Origin of the sequence: Nonomuraea fuscirosea, assembly GCF_035917475.1 — a bacterium.
Taxonomy (GTDB): domain Bacteria; phylum Actinomycetota; class Actinomycetes; order Streptosporangiales; family Streptosporangiaceae; genus Nonomuraea; species Nonomuraea fuscirosea.
In genome coordinates this window covers 10,011,635-10,027,778 of sequence record NZ_CP109074.1, presented here as the reverse complement: position 1 = coordinate 10,027,778, position 16,144 = coordinate 10,011,635, and the positions used below count along the sequence as shown (strand labels likewise).

General features: G+C 68.0%; 12 protein-coding genes and 1 riboswitch. Of the genes, 10 read left to right on the top strand and 2 right to left on the bottom strand.

Going from position 1 to position 16,144, the window contains the following annotated elements; genetic code table 11:
* The first annotated feature begins 51 nt into the window (after positions 1-51).
* Positions 52-2,577, top strand: a complete 2,526-nt coding sequence (locus tag OIE67_RS46020; protein WP_326632475.1) for an L-aspartate oxidase — start codon at positions 52-54, stop codon at positions 2,575-2,577.
* Between the two features lie 3 nt (positions 2,578-2,580).
* A complete protein-coding gene (locus OIE67_RS46015) occupies positions 2,581-3,363 on the top strand; it encodes a type III pantothenate kinase (protein WP_326632473.1) in 783 nt (260 codons plus the stop codon).
* 60 nt (positions 3,364-3,423) lie between these two features.
* On the opposite strand, the gene OIE67_RS46010 is transcribed toward OIE67_RS46015, so the two are convergent.
* Positions 3,424-3,897 carry a hypothetical protein gene (locus OIE67_RS46010; protein WP_326632471.1) on the bottom strand — a complete coding sequence of 158 codons (474 nt, stop codon included), beginning with the start codon at positions 3,895-3,897 and terminating at the stop codon, positions 3,424-3,426.
* 147 nt (positions 3,898-4,044) lie between these two features.
* Here OIE67_RS46010 and lysX point away from each other — a divergent pair, with 147 nt between their 5' ends.
* From lysX to OIE67_RS45995, 3 genes are all read left to right on the top strand, one after another.
* Positions 4,045-5,526, top strand: a complete 1,482-nt coding sequence (gene lysX / locus OIE67_RS46005; protein WP_106243514.1) for a bifunctional lysylphosphatidylglycerol synthetase/lysine--tRNA ligase LysX — start codon at positions 4,045-4,047, stop codon at positions 5,524-5,526.
* A gap of 405 nt (positions 5,527-5,931) precedes the next feature.
* Complete coding sequence (locus tag OIE67_RS46000) at positions 5,932-6,096, top strand: hypothetical protein (protein ID WP_326632468.1); 165 nt, start codon at positions 5,932-5,934, stop codon at positions 6,094-6,096.
* Positions 6,097-6,528: 432 nt separating this feature from the next.
* Positions 6,529-6,741 (top strand): LuxR C-terminal-related transcriptional regulator, encoded by a 213-nt coding sequence (locus tag OIE67_RS45995; RefSeq protein ID WP_326632466.1) that lies wholly within the window; start codon positions 6,529-6,531, stop codon positions 6,739-6,741.
* A gap of 49 nt (positions 6,742-6,790) precedes the next feature.
* On the opposite strand, the gene OIE67_RS45990 is transcribed toward OIE67_RS45995, so the two are convergent.
* Positions 6,791-7,834 carry a C40 family peptidase gene (locus OIE67_RS45990; protein ID WP_106243515.1) on the bottom strand — a complete coding sequence of 348 codons (1,044 nt, stop codon included), beginning with the start codon at positions 7,832-7,834 and terminating at the stop codon, positions 6,791-6,793.
* 5 nt (positions 7,835-7,839) lie between these two features.
* Positions 7,840-7,989, bottom strand: a riboswitch (cyclic di-AMP (ydaO/yuaA leader).
* Positions 7,990-8,269: 280 nt separating this feature from the next.
* On the opposite strand from OIE67_RS45990, the gene OIE67_RS45985 reads away from it, so the two are divergent.
* The 5 genes from OIE67_RS45985 to OIE67_RS45965 all read left to right on the top strand — a co-directional run bounded on the left by OIE67_RS45985 (position 8,270) and on the right by OIE67_RS45965 (position 15,993).
* A complete protein-coding gene (locus tag OIE67_RS45985; RefSeq protein WP_245956002.1) occupies positions 8,270-8,839 on the top strand; it encodes an amino-acid N-acetyltransferase in 570 nt (189 codons plus the stop codon).
* Positions 8,840-8,924: 85 nt separating this feature from the next.
* Positions 8,925-10,382, top strand: coding sequence for an RDD family protein (locus tag OIE67_RS45980; protein WP_326632462.1), 1,458 nt, complete (start codon positions 8,925-8,927; stop codon positions 10,380-10,382).
* A 106-nt stretch (positions 10,383-10,488) separates the two neighbouring features.
* Entirely contained in the window at positions 10,489-10,977 is a 489-nt protein-coding gene (locus tag OIE67_RS45975) for an RDD family protein (RefSeq protein ID WP_326632460.1), read from the top strand.
* 513 nt (positions 10,978-11,490) lie between these two features.
* The gene (locus OIE67_RS45970; protein WP_106243615.1) at positions 11,491-11,823 is read left to right on the top strand and encodes a histone-like nucleoid-structuring protein Lsr2; all 333 of its coding nucleotides are present in this window, start codon (positions 11,491-11,493) and stop codon (positions 11,821-11,823) included.
* A gap of 1,668 nt (positions 11,824-13,491) precedes the next feature.
* A complete protein-coding gene (locus tag OIE67_RS45965) occupies positions 13,492-15,993 on the top strand; it encodes an ATP-dependent Clp protease ATP-binding subunit (RefSeq protein WP_326632455.1) in 2,502 nt (833 codons plus the stop codon).
* Positions 15,994-16,144 lie beyond the last annotated feature (151 nt).

Sequence of the window (16,144 nt, the reverse complement as noted above, 5' to 3'; positions counted from 1 at the left end):
CCTGGCGTTATCGTCATAGTGACGAAATCGCCCTCAGTGAGGAGACCCCCGATGAGTGCACCGGCGATTCCCCTGCGTCTGACCGCCCCCGAGCCCGGCTGGATCGCCGAGGCCGACCTGGTCGTGGTGGGCTCCGGCATCGCCGGCCTGACCGTGGCCCTGCGCTACGCCGAGCTGGAGCCGGCCGCCAAGGTCCTGGTCGTCACCAAGGACGTGCTGTCGTCGGGCTCGACCCGCTGGGCCCAGGGCGGCATCGCGGCCGTGCTCGACCCGGAGGACACCCCCGACGAGCACCTGAGTGACACGCTGCTCGCGGGAGTCGGGCTGTGCGACGTACGCGCGGTGCGCACGCTGGTGACCGAGGGCCCGGGCGCGCTGCGCCGGCTCATGGCGCGCGGCGCCCGCTTCGACCGGACCGCGGGCGGGGAGCTCCAGCTCACCAGGGAAGGCGGGCACCGGCGCCGCCGGATCGTGCACGCGGGCGGCGACGCCACCGGCGCCGAGGTCCAGCGGGCGCTGGTCGAGGCGGTGCGGGCCGGCTCGATCGAGGTGATCGAGCACGCGCTGGTGCTCGACCTGCTCAAGGACGCGAAGGGCCGGGCCAGAGGTGTGACGCTGCACGTCATGGGCGAGGGCGCGCGCGACGGCGTGGGCGCGGTGCACGCCAGGGCGGTGGTGCTGGCGACCGGCGGCATGGGCCAGGTCTACGCCGCCACCACCAACCCGGTCGTCTCCACCGGCGACGGCGTGGCCCTCGCGCTGCGCGCCGGGGCGGTGGTGCGCGACCTGGAGTTCGTCCAGTTCCACCCGACCGTGCTGTGGCTCGGCGAGGGCTCGACCGGGCAGCAGCCGCTGATCTCGGAGGCCGTCAGGGGCGAGGGCGCCTTCCTGATCGACCACGAAGGCCGCCGGTTCATGATCGGCACGCACGAGCTGGGCGACCTCGCGCCGCGCGACGTGGTGGCCAAGGCCATCATGCGCACGATGCGGGCGTCCGGCCGCGACCACGTCTTTCTCGACGGCCGTCACTTCGGCAGGGAGAAGTGGGAGTCGCGCTTCCCCACGATCTACGCCGTCTGCCGCGAGCACGGCATCGACCCGGTCACGGAGCCGATCCCGGTCTCGCCGGCCGCCCACTACGCCAGCGGCGGCGTACGGACGGATCTGCACGGCCGTACCTCCATCGAGGGCCTCTACGCCTGTGGAGAGGTCGCCTGCACCGGCGTGCACGGCGCCAACCGGCTGGCCTCCAACTCCCTGCTCGAAGGGCTCGTCTTCGCCGAGCGCATCGCCGCCGACGTGCACGAGCGGCGGCCCGCGCCGGGGGAGCCGGTCCCCGGCGTGGCCGCGGAAGGGCTGATCGACCCGCGGGTCAGGGCCAGGATCCAGGCCCACATGAGCACCGGCGCGAGCGTGCTGCGCAGCCGCGAGTCGCTGGTCGCCACCGCCGGGGCGCTGCGCGACGCCCGCTGGACCCCGGTCGCGGTGCCCGCCTGCACCGAGGCGTGGGAGGCCACGAACCTGCTCACCGTCGCCACCGTCCTCACGGGCGCGGCGGCCGCCAGGCTGGAGACGCGCGGCTCGCACTGGCGCGAGGACCATGACACCCGCGACGACGACGAATGGCTGGGCCACCTCGACGTGACCCTGACGAAGGAGGGCCTCCGCATGACGTACACGCCGCACGGGGACGCGATGACGCCGCGCCTGGCGCAGGAGCTCACGGCGGCCGGGCTGGACCCGGCCGAGGTGGACGCGCTCATCGACCGCGCGCTGGCCGAGGACCTGCAGGAGGCCGGCGACGTGACCAGCCTGGCCACGATCCCCGAGGGACAGCGCGCGGTGGCCGACGTGGTGGCCCGCAGGGACGGCGTCGTGGCCGGGCTCGCGGTGGCCGAGGCGGTGTTCGTCCGGCTCGGCGCCGCGCGCGCCGAGCGCGGGGCCAAGGACGGCGAGCGGGTGCGGGCCGGCGACGTGCTGATGACCGTCGAGGGCCCGGTACGCGCCCTGCTGACGGCCGAGCGCACCGCGCTCAACCTGCTCACCCACCTGTCGGGAGTGGCCACGCTGACCGCGCGCTGGGCCGAGGCCGTCGGCGGCACGGAAGCGCGGGTGCGCGACAGCCGCAAGACCCTGCCGGGCCTGCGGGCGCTGGAGAAGTACGCGGTACGCAGCGGCGGCGGCGTGAACCACCGGATGTCACTGTCGGACGCGGCCCTGATCAAGGACAACCACGTCGTGGCCGCTGGGGGCGTGGCCGAGGCGTTCAGGGCGGTCAGGGAGCGCTACCCCGACCTGCCGATCGAGGTGGAGATCGACCGGCTCGACCAGTTGGGCCCCGTGCTCGACGAAGGAGCCGAGCTGATCCTGCTGGACAACTTCACGGTCGAGGACACCGCCCGTGCCGTACATATCGTGAAAAATCGGGCGAAAAACAGGGTTGCTCTTGAGGCGAGCGGGGGATTGACCTTGGAATCGGCCCGTGATGTGGCGGAAACTGGCGTTGACTACCTTGCGGTGGGAGCACTGACGCACTCAGCGCCGGCCCTTGACATCGCACTGGATCTGCGGGGGTAATGAATGCTGCTCACGATCGACGTCGGCAACACGCACACGGTGCTGGGGTTGTTCGAGGGCGAGGACGTCATCGAGCACTGGAGGCTGGCCACCGACGCCCGCCGTACCGCCGACGAGATCGCCGTCGTCCTCCAAGGGCTGCTGACCCAGTCGCCGCTGCTCAAGGGGACCGACATCGACGGCATCGCCATCTGCTCGACGGTGCCGAGCGTGCTCAACGAGATGCGTGAGATGTGCCGCCGTTACTACGGCGACGTGACCGCCGTGATCGTGGAGCCGGGCATCCGCACCGGGGTGCCCGTACGCATGGACAACCCCAAAGAGGTCGGCAGCGACCGCATCGTGAACGCGCTGGCCGCCATCGACCAGTACGGCGGCCCCTGTGTGATCGTCGACTTCGGCACCGCGACCTCGTTCGACGCCGTCTCCGCCAAGGGCGAGTACGTCGGCGCGGTCACCGCCCCCGGCATCGAGATCTCGGTGGACGCCCTGGCCGCCGCCGGAGCCCAGTTGCACAAGGTGGAGCTGGTCAGGCCGCGTTCGGTGATCGCCAAGAACACGGTCGAGGCGCTGCAGGCCGGCATCATCTACGGCTTCGCCGGCCAGGTGGACGGCATCGTCGAGCGCATGACGGCCGAACTGGCCGACGACCCCGACGAGGTGACGGTCGTCGCCACCGGCGGGCACGCGGCGCTGGTCGTGGGCGAGTCACGTTCGATCGACGTGCACGAGCCCTGGCTGACCCTCATCGGGCTGCGGCTCATCTACCACCGCAACACCGCCTGAACTCCAGCAACACGACGAGCGGCCCCCGCTCGGGAAGGGGGCCGCTCGCGTTGTGACCCGTCACTCGCTCTCGGCGGTGTAGATGTACTGCCAGTGGCCGCACTTGACGGGGAAGTTGCTGTTGGGGCCGATCTGGCAGACCTTGGTCCGCAGGCTGAGGACGTCGTGCTCCTCGAACTGGAACCACTTCGAGCCCGGGTAGCCGCAGTACTTCTTGTAGTAGACCGGCGACCAGTCGTGGTCGAAGTCACTGGCCTGGAACGCCACGAACGCGCACTTGCCGCCGGCCCGGTAGGTGCGGTTGTCCAGGTCCCACAGCCGGCCTCTGACCGTGACCTCGTTGGACCTGCCGCGGCGGTCCCAGTCGACGCCCACCCAGCCCTGCGCCTTGGCCTGGTGGTGCTGGGCGTAGACGGGGCCCCAGTACTCGGATTGGTCGTCGGGCGTGCTCGCGTAGGCGGCGGCGGGAAGCGCCAGGGCCAGAGCGCTGGTCGCGGCGACGGCGGCGAGTCCGGTCGCGATCTTCTTCAACATCTCGTCTCCTTGAGCTCCCCTCGGGCCGGCTCCCTGCCGGCTCCCCCTTCGAGCTCGTGAGACATTGATAGGCGCGGTGCCTTGCAAAGGATCTACAGCAGGCCGACGAGCCCTTGCAGTTCGCCATATCCCCTACCCTTTGATGTTGTGAGCGACGAACTTCCCGAGCAGATGCGCATCCGGAGGGAGAAGCTCGACCGCCTTCGCAGCGAGGGCGTCGACCCTTACCCGGTGAACTTCCCACGTACGGCGACCAACGCCGAGGTCAGGGAGAAATACGAGGGCCTCGATCCCGACACCGCCACCGGCGACCGGGTCTCCGTCGCCGGGCGCGTCATGCTCAACCGCGTGGGCGGCAAGCTCTGCTTCGCCACCCTCCGCGACGGCAGTGCCGACCTCCAGGTGATGATCTCGCTCGACAAGGTCGGCGAGGAGTCCCTGGCCGCCTGGAAGCGTGACGTCGACCTGGGCGACCACGTCGGGGTCAGCGGCGAGGTCATCACCTCGCGCAGGGGCGAGCTGTCGATCCTGGCCGAGAGCTGGCAGATCACCGCCAAGTGCCTGCGCCCGCTGCCGGAGAAGCACGTCGGCCTCACCGACCCCGAGGCGCGGGTGCGTCAGCGCTACGTCGACCTCATCGTCAACGACGAGGCCAGGTCGATGGCGCGAGTACGCAGCGCCACGGTGCGCGCGGTGCGCGACTTCTGGCACGAAGAGGGCTACCTAGAGGTCGAGACGCCGATGTTGCAGCCGATCCACGGCGGCGCGACGGCCCGGCCGTTCAAGACCCACATCAACGCCTACGACATGGAGCTCTACCTTCGCATCGCGATCGAGCTCTACCTCAAGCGGCTCGTGGTGGGCGGCATCGAGAAGGTCTTCGAGATCAACCGCAACTTCCGCAACGAGGGCGCGGACTCCACGCACAACCCCGAGTTCACCATGATCGAGGCGTACGGCACCTACCTCGACTACAACGACATGGCCGACCTCACCCAGCGGATGTACCAGAAGGCCGTGGTGGCCGCCCTCGACACCACGGTGGTCGTCCACGACGGGCAGGAGATCGAGCTCGGTATGCCCGAGTGGCCGCGCATCACCCTCTACGGCGCGGTGTCGCAGGCCGTGGGCGAGGAGATCACCACCTCCACCACCCTGGAGGAGCTGCGCAAGCTGGCCGACCGGCGCGAGATCCACTGGGACCCGAAGTGGGGCTCGGGCAAGATCGTGCAGGAGCTCTTCGAGGAGCTGGTCGAGCACACGCTGATCCAGCCCACGTTCGTCATGGACTACCCGCTGGAGACCTCCCCGCTGGCCCGCAACCACCGCGACGACCCGTTGCTGACGGAGAAGTGGGACCTGATCGGCTTCGGCACCGAGCTGGGCACCGCCTACTCCGAGCTCAACGACCCGATCGAGCAGCGCCGCCGGCTGGTGGAGCAGTCACTGCTGGCGGCCGGGGGCGACCCCGAGGCCATGCAGGTCGACGAGGACTTCCTGCAGGCGCTCGAATACGCGATGCCGCCCACGGGTGGCATGGGCGCCGGCATCGACCGGATGATCATGGCGTTCACCGGCAGGAACATCCGGGAGACCATCCTGTTCCCGCTGGTCAAGCCCACGCACTGAGGCGTTGTCACCCGGTGCGGCCCTCGGCGGGGCCGCACCGGCGGCGCGGCACCCACGTGGAAGCGGTCGCGATCGGCCGGGCCTATCACCGCCGGCACCGACGCGCCCTGTGTCCCTCCAGGGCCGGTGGCCGGCGACTCGCGCCCGCTCAGCTCCTGTATCCGCGTCTGCGCGCTCGGGGGCTCGTCTCCCGGGCGCTCGCGGCGGAGTGCGGCGAGCTCGCGGAAGTGGTCGCGAAACTCCCTTTGGGCCTGCCCGGTTTCCGATCCGAGCTCCGCTGTAAGCATCGGGTCAAGGCTGCGCGCCAGGATCTCACTCCAGCCGCGGCAGCGTCCGTGGTCCTCCTGGGGCGCCTCGGGCCCCTCGCTGATCACCATGACCGGAAGTGGCCGGGCCGGAGCGGACATGAGGCCGCTCCCGCCGGGCGGCGCGACGATCGGGCCGGCGGTGGCGGTCTCGACGCGCGGGCGCGGGCGCTGGAACATGCGGGGAGTGAACGCCCTGCTCGCCGGGGCGGGCAGCCCGGTGTGGTCGGACGGGTCCGTCCACAGGACGGACACGGCCTGCTGACCTGCGGCTGCGTTCTCCACGGGCGCGGCGCCGCGGCCGGAGCCGGGATCGCGGACCAGGGTCGCGCGTGGTGGCTGCGAGTGATCCCGCCACGCGTGCGGAACGACGTGGCCCGCGCGCGCGTCTCGTGGAGACGGGGATAAGGATCACGCAGAAATTCGCGGTCGAATGGAGCAAAACCCAGCGCGTCCGCCGCGTTCGTCATTGCCGGATCCCGGCCTGCCGGAAGGCTCGATGACGTCGTTCATCGTACGACGATCATTGGCGACATATCGCGAGTGCGTCATATATATCGGATCATGTCAATAGCGCTCGTCAAGAGCGCGGATTGTCATGCTTGACGACCTTTCCAGGATGCGTTTACCGTCTGCGAGGAGCGACTTCGGCCCGCTTGAGAGGCCCAAGTTCAGCTGTTGGGGGGGAGGGCTCCCGATGGATTTGCTCACGGAAGGCGTTGAGTTGAGCCATGCCGACCTTGCGTTGCTGGCGGAGCTGGCCAAGGGAGTCACGGTCGACCGGGTGGGCAGACGTCTTGACATCAGTGGCCGTACGGTACGCCGAAGATTACGGGGTATCTGCGACCGCATCGGCGTGGCCACGGCGATCGAGGCGGTCGCCTGGGCGGCCCGCCGCCAGTTGATCTAGCGACGGGCGAGGGGCGCCCGCGGCGGCGGGTACGGGCGTGGGTACGGGCTCAGTCGGCGATGCGTACGGCGCCGGCGAACGGCCGGTTGGCGAGCGAGGCGATGCGCACCACGTCGCCGGTCCGCGGCGCGTGCACCATCATGCCGCCGCCCAGGTAGATGCCGACGTGGTGCAGGTCGCCGTAGAAGAAGACCAGGTCGCCGACGCGCATCTCCGAACGGGTGACGTGCCGGCCCGCCGTCCACTGGCTGCCGGTGTAGTGCGGCAGTGAGATGCCCACCTTCTGGTAGGCGGCCATGACGAGGCCGGAGCAGTCGTAGGAGCTCGGCCCCTCGGCGCCCCAGACGTACGGCTTGAGCTGCTGCGTGAGCGCCCAGCGGGCGGCCTGGGCCGCCTTGCCGGCGCCGACGATCGGCAGGTCCACGCGCGTGGCGCGGGTGCCGGGCCGTCCGGCCTCGCCCAGCGCCCGGCTGAACAGGTTGCTCTCGACCTTGGTGACCAGCTTGGTGATCTTGTCGCGCTTGCCGCCCAGCTCGTCGACGAGCTGCTCGACCTCGTCGATGCGGGACTTGGCGCCGGCCCTGGCCCGCTCGGCGGCCGCCCTGGCCTTGGTGACGGCGTTGACCGCCTCGCCCTGCTGCTGCTCCAGCACGTACGTGGTGGCGGCGCGGTCGAGGAAGGTGTCGGGGTCCTTGGAGGTGGTGAAGGCCAGCACCCGGCCCAGGCCGCCCGTGATGTAGGCGTTCTCGGCGAGCATGGCGGCCTTGGCCCGCTTGGCGGCGAGATCGGCCTCACTGGTGGCCAGGGTCTTCTTCGCGGCCTCAGCGGCCTTCTTGGCGGTCTTGAGCTTCTCCCGCTGGCCGTTGTACTGCTCGCTCAGCGTCTCGATCTCGGTGTGCATCTTCTCGACCCGCTTGGCCAGCTCCTTGAGCGAGGGTTTGGGATCGGCGGACGCGGAACCGACGGGGATCGCGATGAGGAACGCGGCGATCGTGACACTCACCACACCGAAGCGGTGCGGCCGCCGAGACCGTTCCGGAGGGCGGGCGTGCTTGCCCGCCGTCTTCCCCCCACCGTGGTGCGTGCGCTTCACCAACCAGCTCCTCTCATGGACGCCTACCGGGTTAGCTGACGGGTTCGGGCCGGAGCAGCCCTACCGAACGATTCGGATTCACCCCAGTGGTGACGATGGGGGTCGTCACCGGCGGGTCCCCGGCTTCCCTCGCGGGAATTGGGCGTGTCTCTCACGTTGCGACACGTGGGGGACATCGTCGCAGGACACTAATGCACTCCGGGTTCGTGCTCAACCAGAACTGCCGAGTCTGTAGAGGTTTCACAACCGAAGGGTCACAAGGTGATCTCGTGCCCCCTCGTACAGAAGCGACTTTATGTCCCCTTTGCCCTTGCTTCCGCCGCGCCCGCGGGGCCGGCGCCAGGGGCGCGCCCATATGACCGGCCCATGTAACAGGATGGGCCGGGACATGGCAGTTAGGGCCGAGCCGTAATGACATCTGTACTCTGGAGAGCCATGGAGCAGGTGGCCGAACTGACGATGCCCGAGACCGCGGTGGTGGTCCGGCGTGCCCGCACGCCGGACGTGCGCGCGGTCAGGAGGCTGGTGGACACCTACGCGGGCGCGGGCTCGCGGCTCCTGGAGAAGGCCACGGTGACCCTGTACGAAGACGTGCAGGAGTTCTGGGTCGCCGAGCGGGGCGGGCAGGTGGTCGGCTGTGGCGCGCTCCACGTGCTGTGGGAGGACCTCGCCGAGGTCCGCACCGTGGCCGTGGATCCCGAGTGCCGGGGCATGGGCGTCGGCCACCGGATCGTCTCGGCGCTGATACAGCAGGCGACGGATCTGGGTCTGCGGCGTGTATTCTGTCTAACTTTTGAGGTCGATTTCTTCGCGAGACTCGGGTTTCGCCCGATTCAGGGCACCCCCGTCTCACCCGAGGTGTACGCCGAACTTCTCGCCTCCTACGACGAGGGCGTGGCGGAGTTCCTCGACCTGGAACACGTCAAACCGAACACCCTGGGCAACACCCGCATGCTGCTCCATCTGACATCGGGTGACGCGGACCTTGACCAGATGGAAAGGTGATTGTTGATACCTATGTCGATACGTTGGGCAGCACAGGCATGTGTCCTGACACGTGCCACATGCGCACTCGAAGCGAGGTGACACGGTGAGCACCGGACAGCCGCCGTATCCACAGGACGACTCCGGAGAAAACTCTGCCCCCGGCACCCCTTACGGGCAGCAGAACTCGGGCCGCCATCCCGGCGAGCCCGATCCCGACGTCACTGTGGTCGGCTACCGGGCGGACGACGCCTACGGGCAGCAGCCCCAGTACGGTCAGCAGCAGGGCTACGGACAGCAGCAGCAGTCCCAGCCCGGCTACGGCCAGCAGGGCTACGGCCAGCAACAGCAATACGGCCAGCAGCAGCCCCAGCACGGTCAGCAGCAGGGTTATGGACAGCAGCAGCAGTCGCAGCCCGGCTACGGCCAGCAGGACCAGTACGGTCAGCAGCAGGGCTACGGGCAGCAGCAGGGCTATGGACAGCAGCAGCAGTCCCAGCCCGACTACGGCCAGCAGGCGCAGTACGGGCAGCAGGGCTACGGCCAGCAGCCCCAGTCGGGTCAGCAGCCGCAGTACGGTCAGCAGCAGCAGTCGCAGCCCGGCTACGGCCAGCAGGACCAGTACGGTCAGCAGCAGGGCTATGGACAGCAGCAGCAGTCCCAGCCCGACTACGGCCAGCAGGCGCAGTACGGGCAGCAGGGCTACGGCCAGCAGCCCCAGTCGGGTCAGCAGCCGCAGTACGGCCAGCAGCCCCAGTCCGGCCAGGACCAGTACGGCCAGCAGCAGGGCTACGGCCAGCAGCAGGGTTACGGGCAGCAGCAGCAGTCCCAGCCCGACTACGGCCAGCAGGCCCAGTACGGGCAGCAGGGTTACGACCAGCAGCAGGCTTACGGTCAGCAGGGCTACGGTCAGCAGCAGCAGTCGCAGCCCGGCTACGGCCAGGGCTACGACCAGCAGCAGGCCTACGGCCAGCAGGGCTACGGTCAGCCGCAGCAGTACGGGCAGCCCGGCTACGGGCAGCCCTACGGCCAGCCGGTCGGCGTCCAGCCGCCCGGCGCTCCGGCTCCGCTGGCGGAGTGGTGGCAGCGGTTGGTGGCGAGGATCATCGACATCGTCATCCTCTACATCATCAACATCGTCATCGGGATCGTCTTCGGTCTCTTCATCGTCGCCAGCTACTCCTCGAGCACCGGCGCGAGCAGCGGTTTCCTCACCTCCACGGTGGTGGGGATCCTGACGAGCGTGATCGTGACGGCGCTGTGGGTGGTCTACGACTTCTTCCTGATGAAGTCGAAGGGCCAGACCGTCGGCAAGATGGTCATGGGCATCAAGGTCGTTCCCGTCGGGCAGATGATGCCGCCGGGCGGCCTGCCCACCGACATGGCGCTCAAGCGCGCCGGCGTGACGTGGGGCGGTTGGATCCTCAACGTGGTCCCGTTCGTCGGGTGGCTGATCGGCTGGGCCGTGGTGGCGCTCAACGGCGCCTCGCAGCTGTGGGACAAGCCGTTGCAGCAGACCTTCGCGGACAAGTTCGCGAAGACCGTGGTGGTGAAGATCAAGTAGTCTTCCCTCCGCGAAACCAGGGGCCGGCCTCGCGCCGGCCCCTATGTTTTGTGCGTGGGCCCGTACACAATGAGAGGCCCCTACGCCGGGACGCGAGGTGGACGTTATGGCCGGGACCGCGCCGCGCCCGGACGCGGCACCCGCTGAATGGTGGGAACGGCTCGGCGCCCGGCTGATTGAAGCACTCGTCTTCGGGGTCTTCTATTACATTCTGTTCATCGGGCTATGGGGGTTCTTCCGAACTGTCGGGATGGCCGAGGTGTTCGGCGGCAGACTGGCCGGCGTGTTGGCGTGGGCGGTGGCCGGGCTCGCATATGCGGGCTATGACTGGCAGGCTCATTCCCGGTACGGCAGGACGTTCGGTAAGGCGATCATGCGGATTCGCCTGGCGCCGCAGGGTCTTCCGGCCGGTGCACTGCTCAAACGAGCACTGATCTATCCCGCGCCCCTCATGCTGATGGGCATTCCGGTGGTCAATCTCCTGGGCGGAATGTTGCTGTTCGGCGTCGGGTTGCTCATCCTGATCGACAAGCCGCTGGAGCGGGGTCCGCACGACAGGGCGGCGGGAACGCGCGTGGTAAAAGATCTTCGCTGAGCCGGGCGTACCTGGGCCGATGTCTTTTCGCAAAATTTTCGCTTGATCCGGTAAGGAGCCTGGAGAGACTGGCATTAAGCTATGGGGCGTCTGGGTTGCCGGGTGTCGGCGCCCCTGTGACACGCAGGGCAGCTGTGTGCCGCTATGGTCGGATGCAGGTGGTTGTCGCCTGCGTGTCTTGAGGGAGCGGGGCTCTCTGCGGTCACGCTCCCAGCGCTTTTTGCGCCCCCGAAACCCCGCTGGCCGTGGAGGCGAGGACGAATGGAAGCCCTAACAGACGTATTGTCAGCGCTCATCCCCCCGGTGGTGGTGGGCGGAGCCTTCATCTTTGGCGTAGTGAAGTTGGTCCGGTCCGAGGCCGTCCAGGGCCGTCGAAACCGCGAGGATCAGCCCGAGAGCCAGAACTGATCGGCTAGTCAGCCGAATCCCCGTAGCGCTGAATTGTCTCCACGCCTTTCCGGGTATATGTTTGGGCAGGCGAATGAAACAATGCTCCGCGAAAGGATTGCGTACATGGCCAAGCAGATCCAGGAGATTCTCATCGATGACCTCGATGGGGGCGAGGCCAATGAGACGGTCAGCTTCGCTATTGACGGCTCCACCTATGAGATTGACCTCAGCGACCTTAACGCGAAGAAGCTGCGGGACGCTCTCACGCCTTTCGTGCAGCATGCGCGCAGGGCGGGCGCCGTCTCCACCCGTCGCCGTGGCCGCGGCGGCAACCGGGCGATGAGCCGCGAGAAGAGCTCGGAGATCCGGCAGTGGGCCAAGGCCCACGGCCTGCCGGTCAGCGAGCGCGGCCGTATCGCCTCCACGGTCGTGGAGAAGTACGAAGCTGCTCACTAAGGGGCCGGCTCTCGACCATGCGCTTATGATGTTCGCCTTGGACCCCGGCGGCCGCCATAAGCGCATGATCGTTTCCTTGGCGTTCCGGAAACCGGAGCGTCTCGGACGATGATCTTCTGAGCGCCCAAATGTGGGCGATTAGGGCGCACGCGTTGCCGGCTCCGCCCTGACGCCGTTTCACTGGGCGAGACGCTGTAATGCGACGGCCCCGCGCGCAAAGCCGTGCGGGGCCGTCGTCATGCCACATTCGGCAGGGCGGATGGGCGAGTCGAGAGGCCGGCCGTCGCGGCCCGCCGTGGCCGCGCAAAGCCGGCGCCTCACGCCAATGCGCCGATGGAACGGGCCATCGGGAAAACATGGCGGCGGTTAAGCGGCGCCGATCTTCACGCGCTGTAACACGAAAGCATGATCCCGCCCGCCGCCGTACGGCGGAAACCGGCCGTGCCGTGATCGGATCCGGTACGGATTACCTCGCTCCAACGGATGCGCGCGGCCCCGGATTACCCGGCGCGTACGGATGTGCGGGCTCCGCAAAACCCGGCCCGCGCCGATGTGCGGGCTTCCGGAAATCTCCTCCGCCCGCGATGTGGAGGCGGGGGTGAAAACCCGGCCGGTCCGCGATGCGCACGCAGGTGCAAAACCGTGGCTCGCGCGGGATGCGCGCGAACGGTGGAAAACCCGGCGCCGCAAGGGACGGGCGGGTGATGCGAAACCCGGCCCCGCTACGGACCGGACCGCCGCGCAAAACCGACGGGTATGCCGGGCGAAACCTGGTCCCGCTAAGGACGGGTGGGCGATGCGAAACACCGGCCCGCCGTGGACGGGTGGGGTGCGCAAAACCCGGTCCCGAGCGATGTGCCGGAGCGAGCATAACCCACAAGCATGAGCATGCCTCACAGAATGCTGCTTCCCGGGGCAAGCACTCACAAACTCGTCACTCTGTGAGTGCGTGAGATTGCGTTTGCCGTACCTCCGCTGAGTGCGCCGAGTGACGGCGAATGCCGAGGGCGCCGGGGGTGCCGTCTCAAGATGCGGGATGCGTTCCGGTAACCCGGCTGACCGGATGACGGAAATCCGATTACCGTGAGTACGGTCGGCACCGCCCGGCGTGCGTCAGTACGGCGTGAGGGTCGTACGGCAGTACGGCATCAGCGGCATGTGTCGGTACGGCCTTAGTGGCATGTGTCAGTAGGGCGTCAGTACCCTGTCGTCAGGGCGTGCGTTCCTTGCCGTGGATACGGTGTGCGTTCCGTGTCCCGTTGTGCTCAGGGCGTAGCGCGCACGTTTGGCCAAGCTTGGGCCGCGACATAGGATGATTGCGTAACAGATACGGACGCGGCATCTGAGATGCAGGGGTGAAGGGCGTCCCCGTGCCGGCCTTCGCACCGAGCGTCCGATGGCCGATCCGTGTGGGTCCGCGTACGTCGTGTGCGGCGATATGGAGCCGCTTCCGCCAAGGGTCCTAAACATCGTTCGCTTGCGGCGTATCGGGAACACGTCACCCCCGAACAGTAGTTGGATGGAGGGTGAACGCCCTGCTCTCGGGGAACGTGTCTGTTATAGAGCGTGTCAGCGGCAGTGGGCACGGTTCGCCGAGCCAGGGCTAGCATGCGGGAGGACGGGACCGGATTTACCGGCCTGACTGACCGCTCTGTGAGGAGCGACGAGATGTTCGAGAGGTTCACCGACCGAGCGAGGCGTGTTGTCGTCTTGGCCCAAGAAGAGGCCAGGATGCTCAACCACAACTACATCGGCACTGAGCACATTCTTCTTGGTTTGATCCACGAAGGTGAGGGCGTAGCCGCCAAGGCTCTGGAGAGCCTCGGCATCAGCCTTGAGGGTGTGCGCCAGCAGGTCGAGGAGATCATCGGCCAGGGCCAGTCGGCTCCGTCGGGGCACATTCCGTTCACCCCGCGGGCCAAGAAGGTCCTCGAGCTGTCGCTCCGTGAGGCTTTGCAGCTGGGTCACAACTACATCGGCACCGAGCACATCCTGCTCGGGCTCATCCGTGAGGGTGAGGGTGTGGCGGCTCAGGTGCTGGTCAAGCTTGGAGCTGATCTCAACCGTGTCAGGCAGCAGGTCATCCAGTTGCTCCACGGTTACCAGGGCAAGGAGCCGGCCGCGGCCGGCGGTCCGCAGGAGTCCGCTCCGTCGACCTCCCTGGTGCTCGACCAGTTCGGCCGCAATCTGACCCAGGCCGCCCGCGAGGGCAAGCTGGATCCGGTCATCGGCCGGGAGAAGGAGATCGAGCGGGTCATGCAGGTCCTCTCCAGGAGGACCAAGAACAACCCCGTTCTCATCGGCGAGCCCGGCGTCGGCAAGACCGCCGTCGTCGAAGGCCTGTCGCAGAAGATCGTCAGGGGCGAGGTGCCCGAGACGCTGAAGGACAAGCAGCTCTACACGCTTGACCTCGGTGCTCTGGTGGCCGGCTCGCGCTACCGCGGTGACTTCGAAGAGCGCCTGAAGAAGGTGCTCAAGGAGATCCGCACGCGCGGCGACATCATCCTGTTCATCGACGAGCTGCACACGCTCGTGGGTGCGGGCGCCGCCGAGGGCGCGATCGACGCCGCCAGCATCCTCAAGCCGATGCTGGCCCGCGGCGAGCTGCAGACGATCGGCGCGACCACGCTCGACGAATACCGCAAGTACCTCGAGAAGGACGCGGCGCTCGAGCGCCGGTTCCAGCCGATCCAGGTGGCCGAGCCTTCGCTCAGCCACACGATCGAGATCCTCAAGGGTCTGCGCGACCGCTACGAGGCGCACCACCGCGTGTCCATCACCGACGACGCGCTGGTCGCCGCCGCGCAGCTGGCCGACCGCTACATCAGCGACCGCTACCTTCCCGACAAGGCGATCGACCTCATCGACGAGGCCGGCTCCCGGATGCGCATCCGCCGGATGACCGCTCCGCCGGACCTGCGCGAATACGACGAGAAGATCGCCAACGTCCGTCGCGACAAGGAGTCCGCGATCGACGCGCAGGACTTCGAGAAGGCCGCTGCCCTCCGCGACCAGGAGAAGCAGCTCCAGCTCAAGCGCGAGCGGCGGGAGAAGGAGTGGAAGGCCGGCGACATGGACGTCGTCGCCGAGGTCACCCAGGAGCTCATCGCCGAGGTCCTGGCGACCGCCACCGGCATCCCGGTCTTCAAGCTGACCGAGGAGGAGTCGCAGCGCCTGCTCCGCATGGAGGACGAGCTGCACAAGCGGATCATCGGCCAGGACGACGCCATCAAGGGCCTGTCGCGCTCCATCCGGCGCACCCGCGCCGGGCTGAAGGACCCGCGGCGTCCCGGTGGTTCGTTCATCTTCGCCGGTCCGTCCGGTGTCGGTAAGACCGAGCTGTCCAAGGCGCTGGCGGAGTTCCTCTTCGGCGACGAAGACGCTCTGATCAGCCTGGACATGTCGGAGTTCATGGAGAAGCACACCGTCTCCAGGCTGTTCGGCTCGCCTCCCGGCTACGTCGGCTACGAGGAGGGCGGCCAGCTCACCGAGAAGGTGCGGCGCAAGCCGTTCTCCGTGGTCCTGTTCGACGAGATCGAGAAGGCCCACCCCGACATCTTCAACTCGCTGCTGCAGATCCTGGAAGACGGTCGCCTGACCGACGCCCAGGGCCGGGTGGTCGACTTCAAGAACACGGTCATCATCATGACCACCAACCTCGGCACCCGCGACATCTCCAAGGGCATCGGGGTCGGGTTCGCGAAGTCCAACGACGCCGACTCCAACTACGACCGGATGAAGGCCAAGGTGCAGGAGGAGCTCAAGCAGCACTTCCGGCCCGAGTTCCTCAACCGTGTCGACGACATCGTGGTCTTCCACCAGCTCACGCCGGCCGAGATCATCAAGATCGTGGATCTGATGCTCGCCCAGGTCGACGCCAGGCTGAAGGACCGCGACATGGGGCTCGACGTCTCTCCCGACGCCAAGCAGCTGCTGGCCGACCGCGGCTACGACCCCGTCATGGGCGCCCGGCCGCTGCGCCGGACGATCCAGCGCGAGCTGGAGGACTCCCTGTCGGAGAAGATCCTCTACGGCGAGCTCCGTCCGGGGCAGGTCGTGAAGGTGACCATCGAGGGTGAGGGCGACAACGCCAAGTTCATCTTCAAGGGCGAGACGTCCTCGAAGATCCCGGACTCGGCCGCCGCCATCGCCGCCCCGATCCAGAACTGACCCTGTTCTGACGAAAGCCCCCGCGTGGAGTCTCACGCGGGGGCTTTTCGCGTCCTCAGTGCTTGCGGCGTTGCCGGCGGTGAGCCGTCACGCGAGCAGCCTTGCCTGTACCCGCGTAGGCACATGCCGTCGCCTATGTGGGCGTCATAGA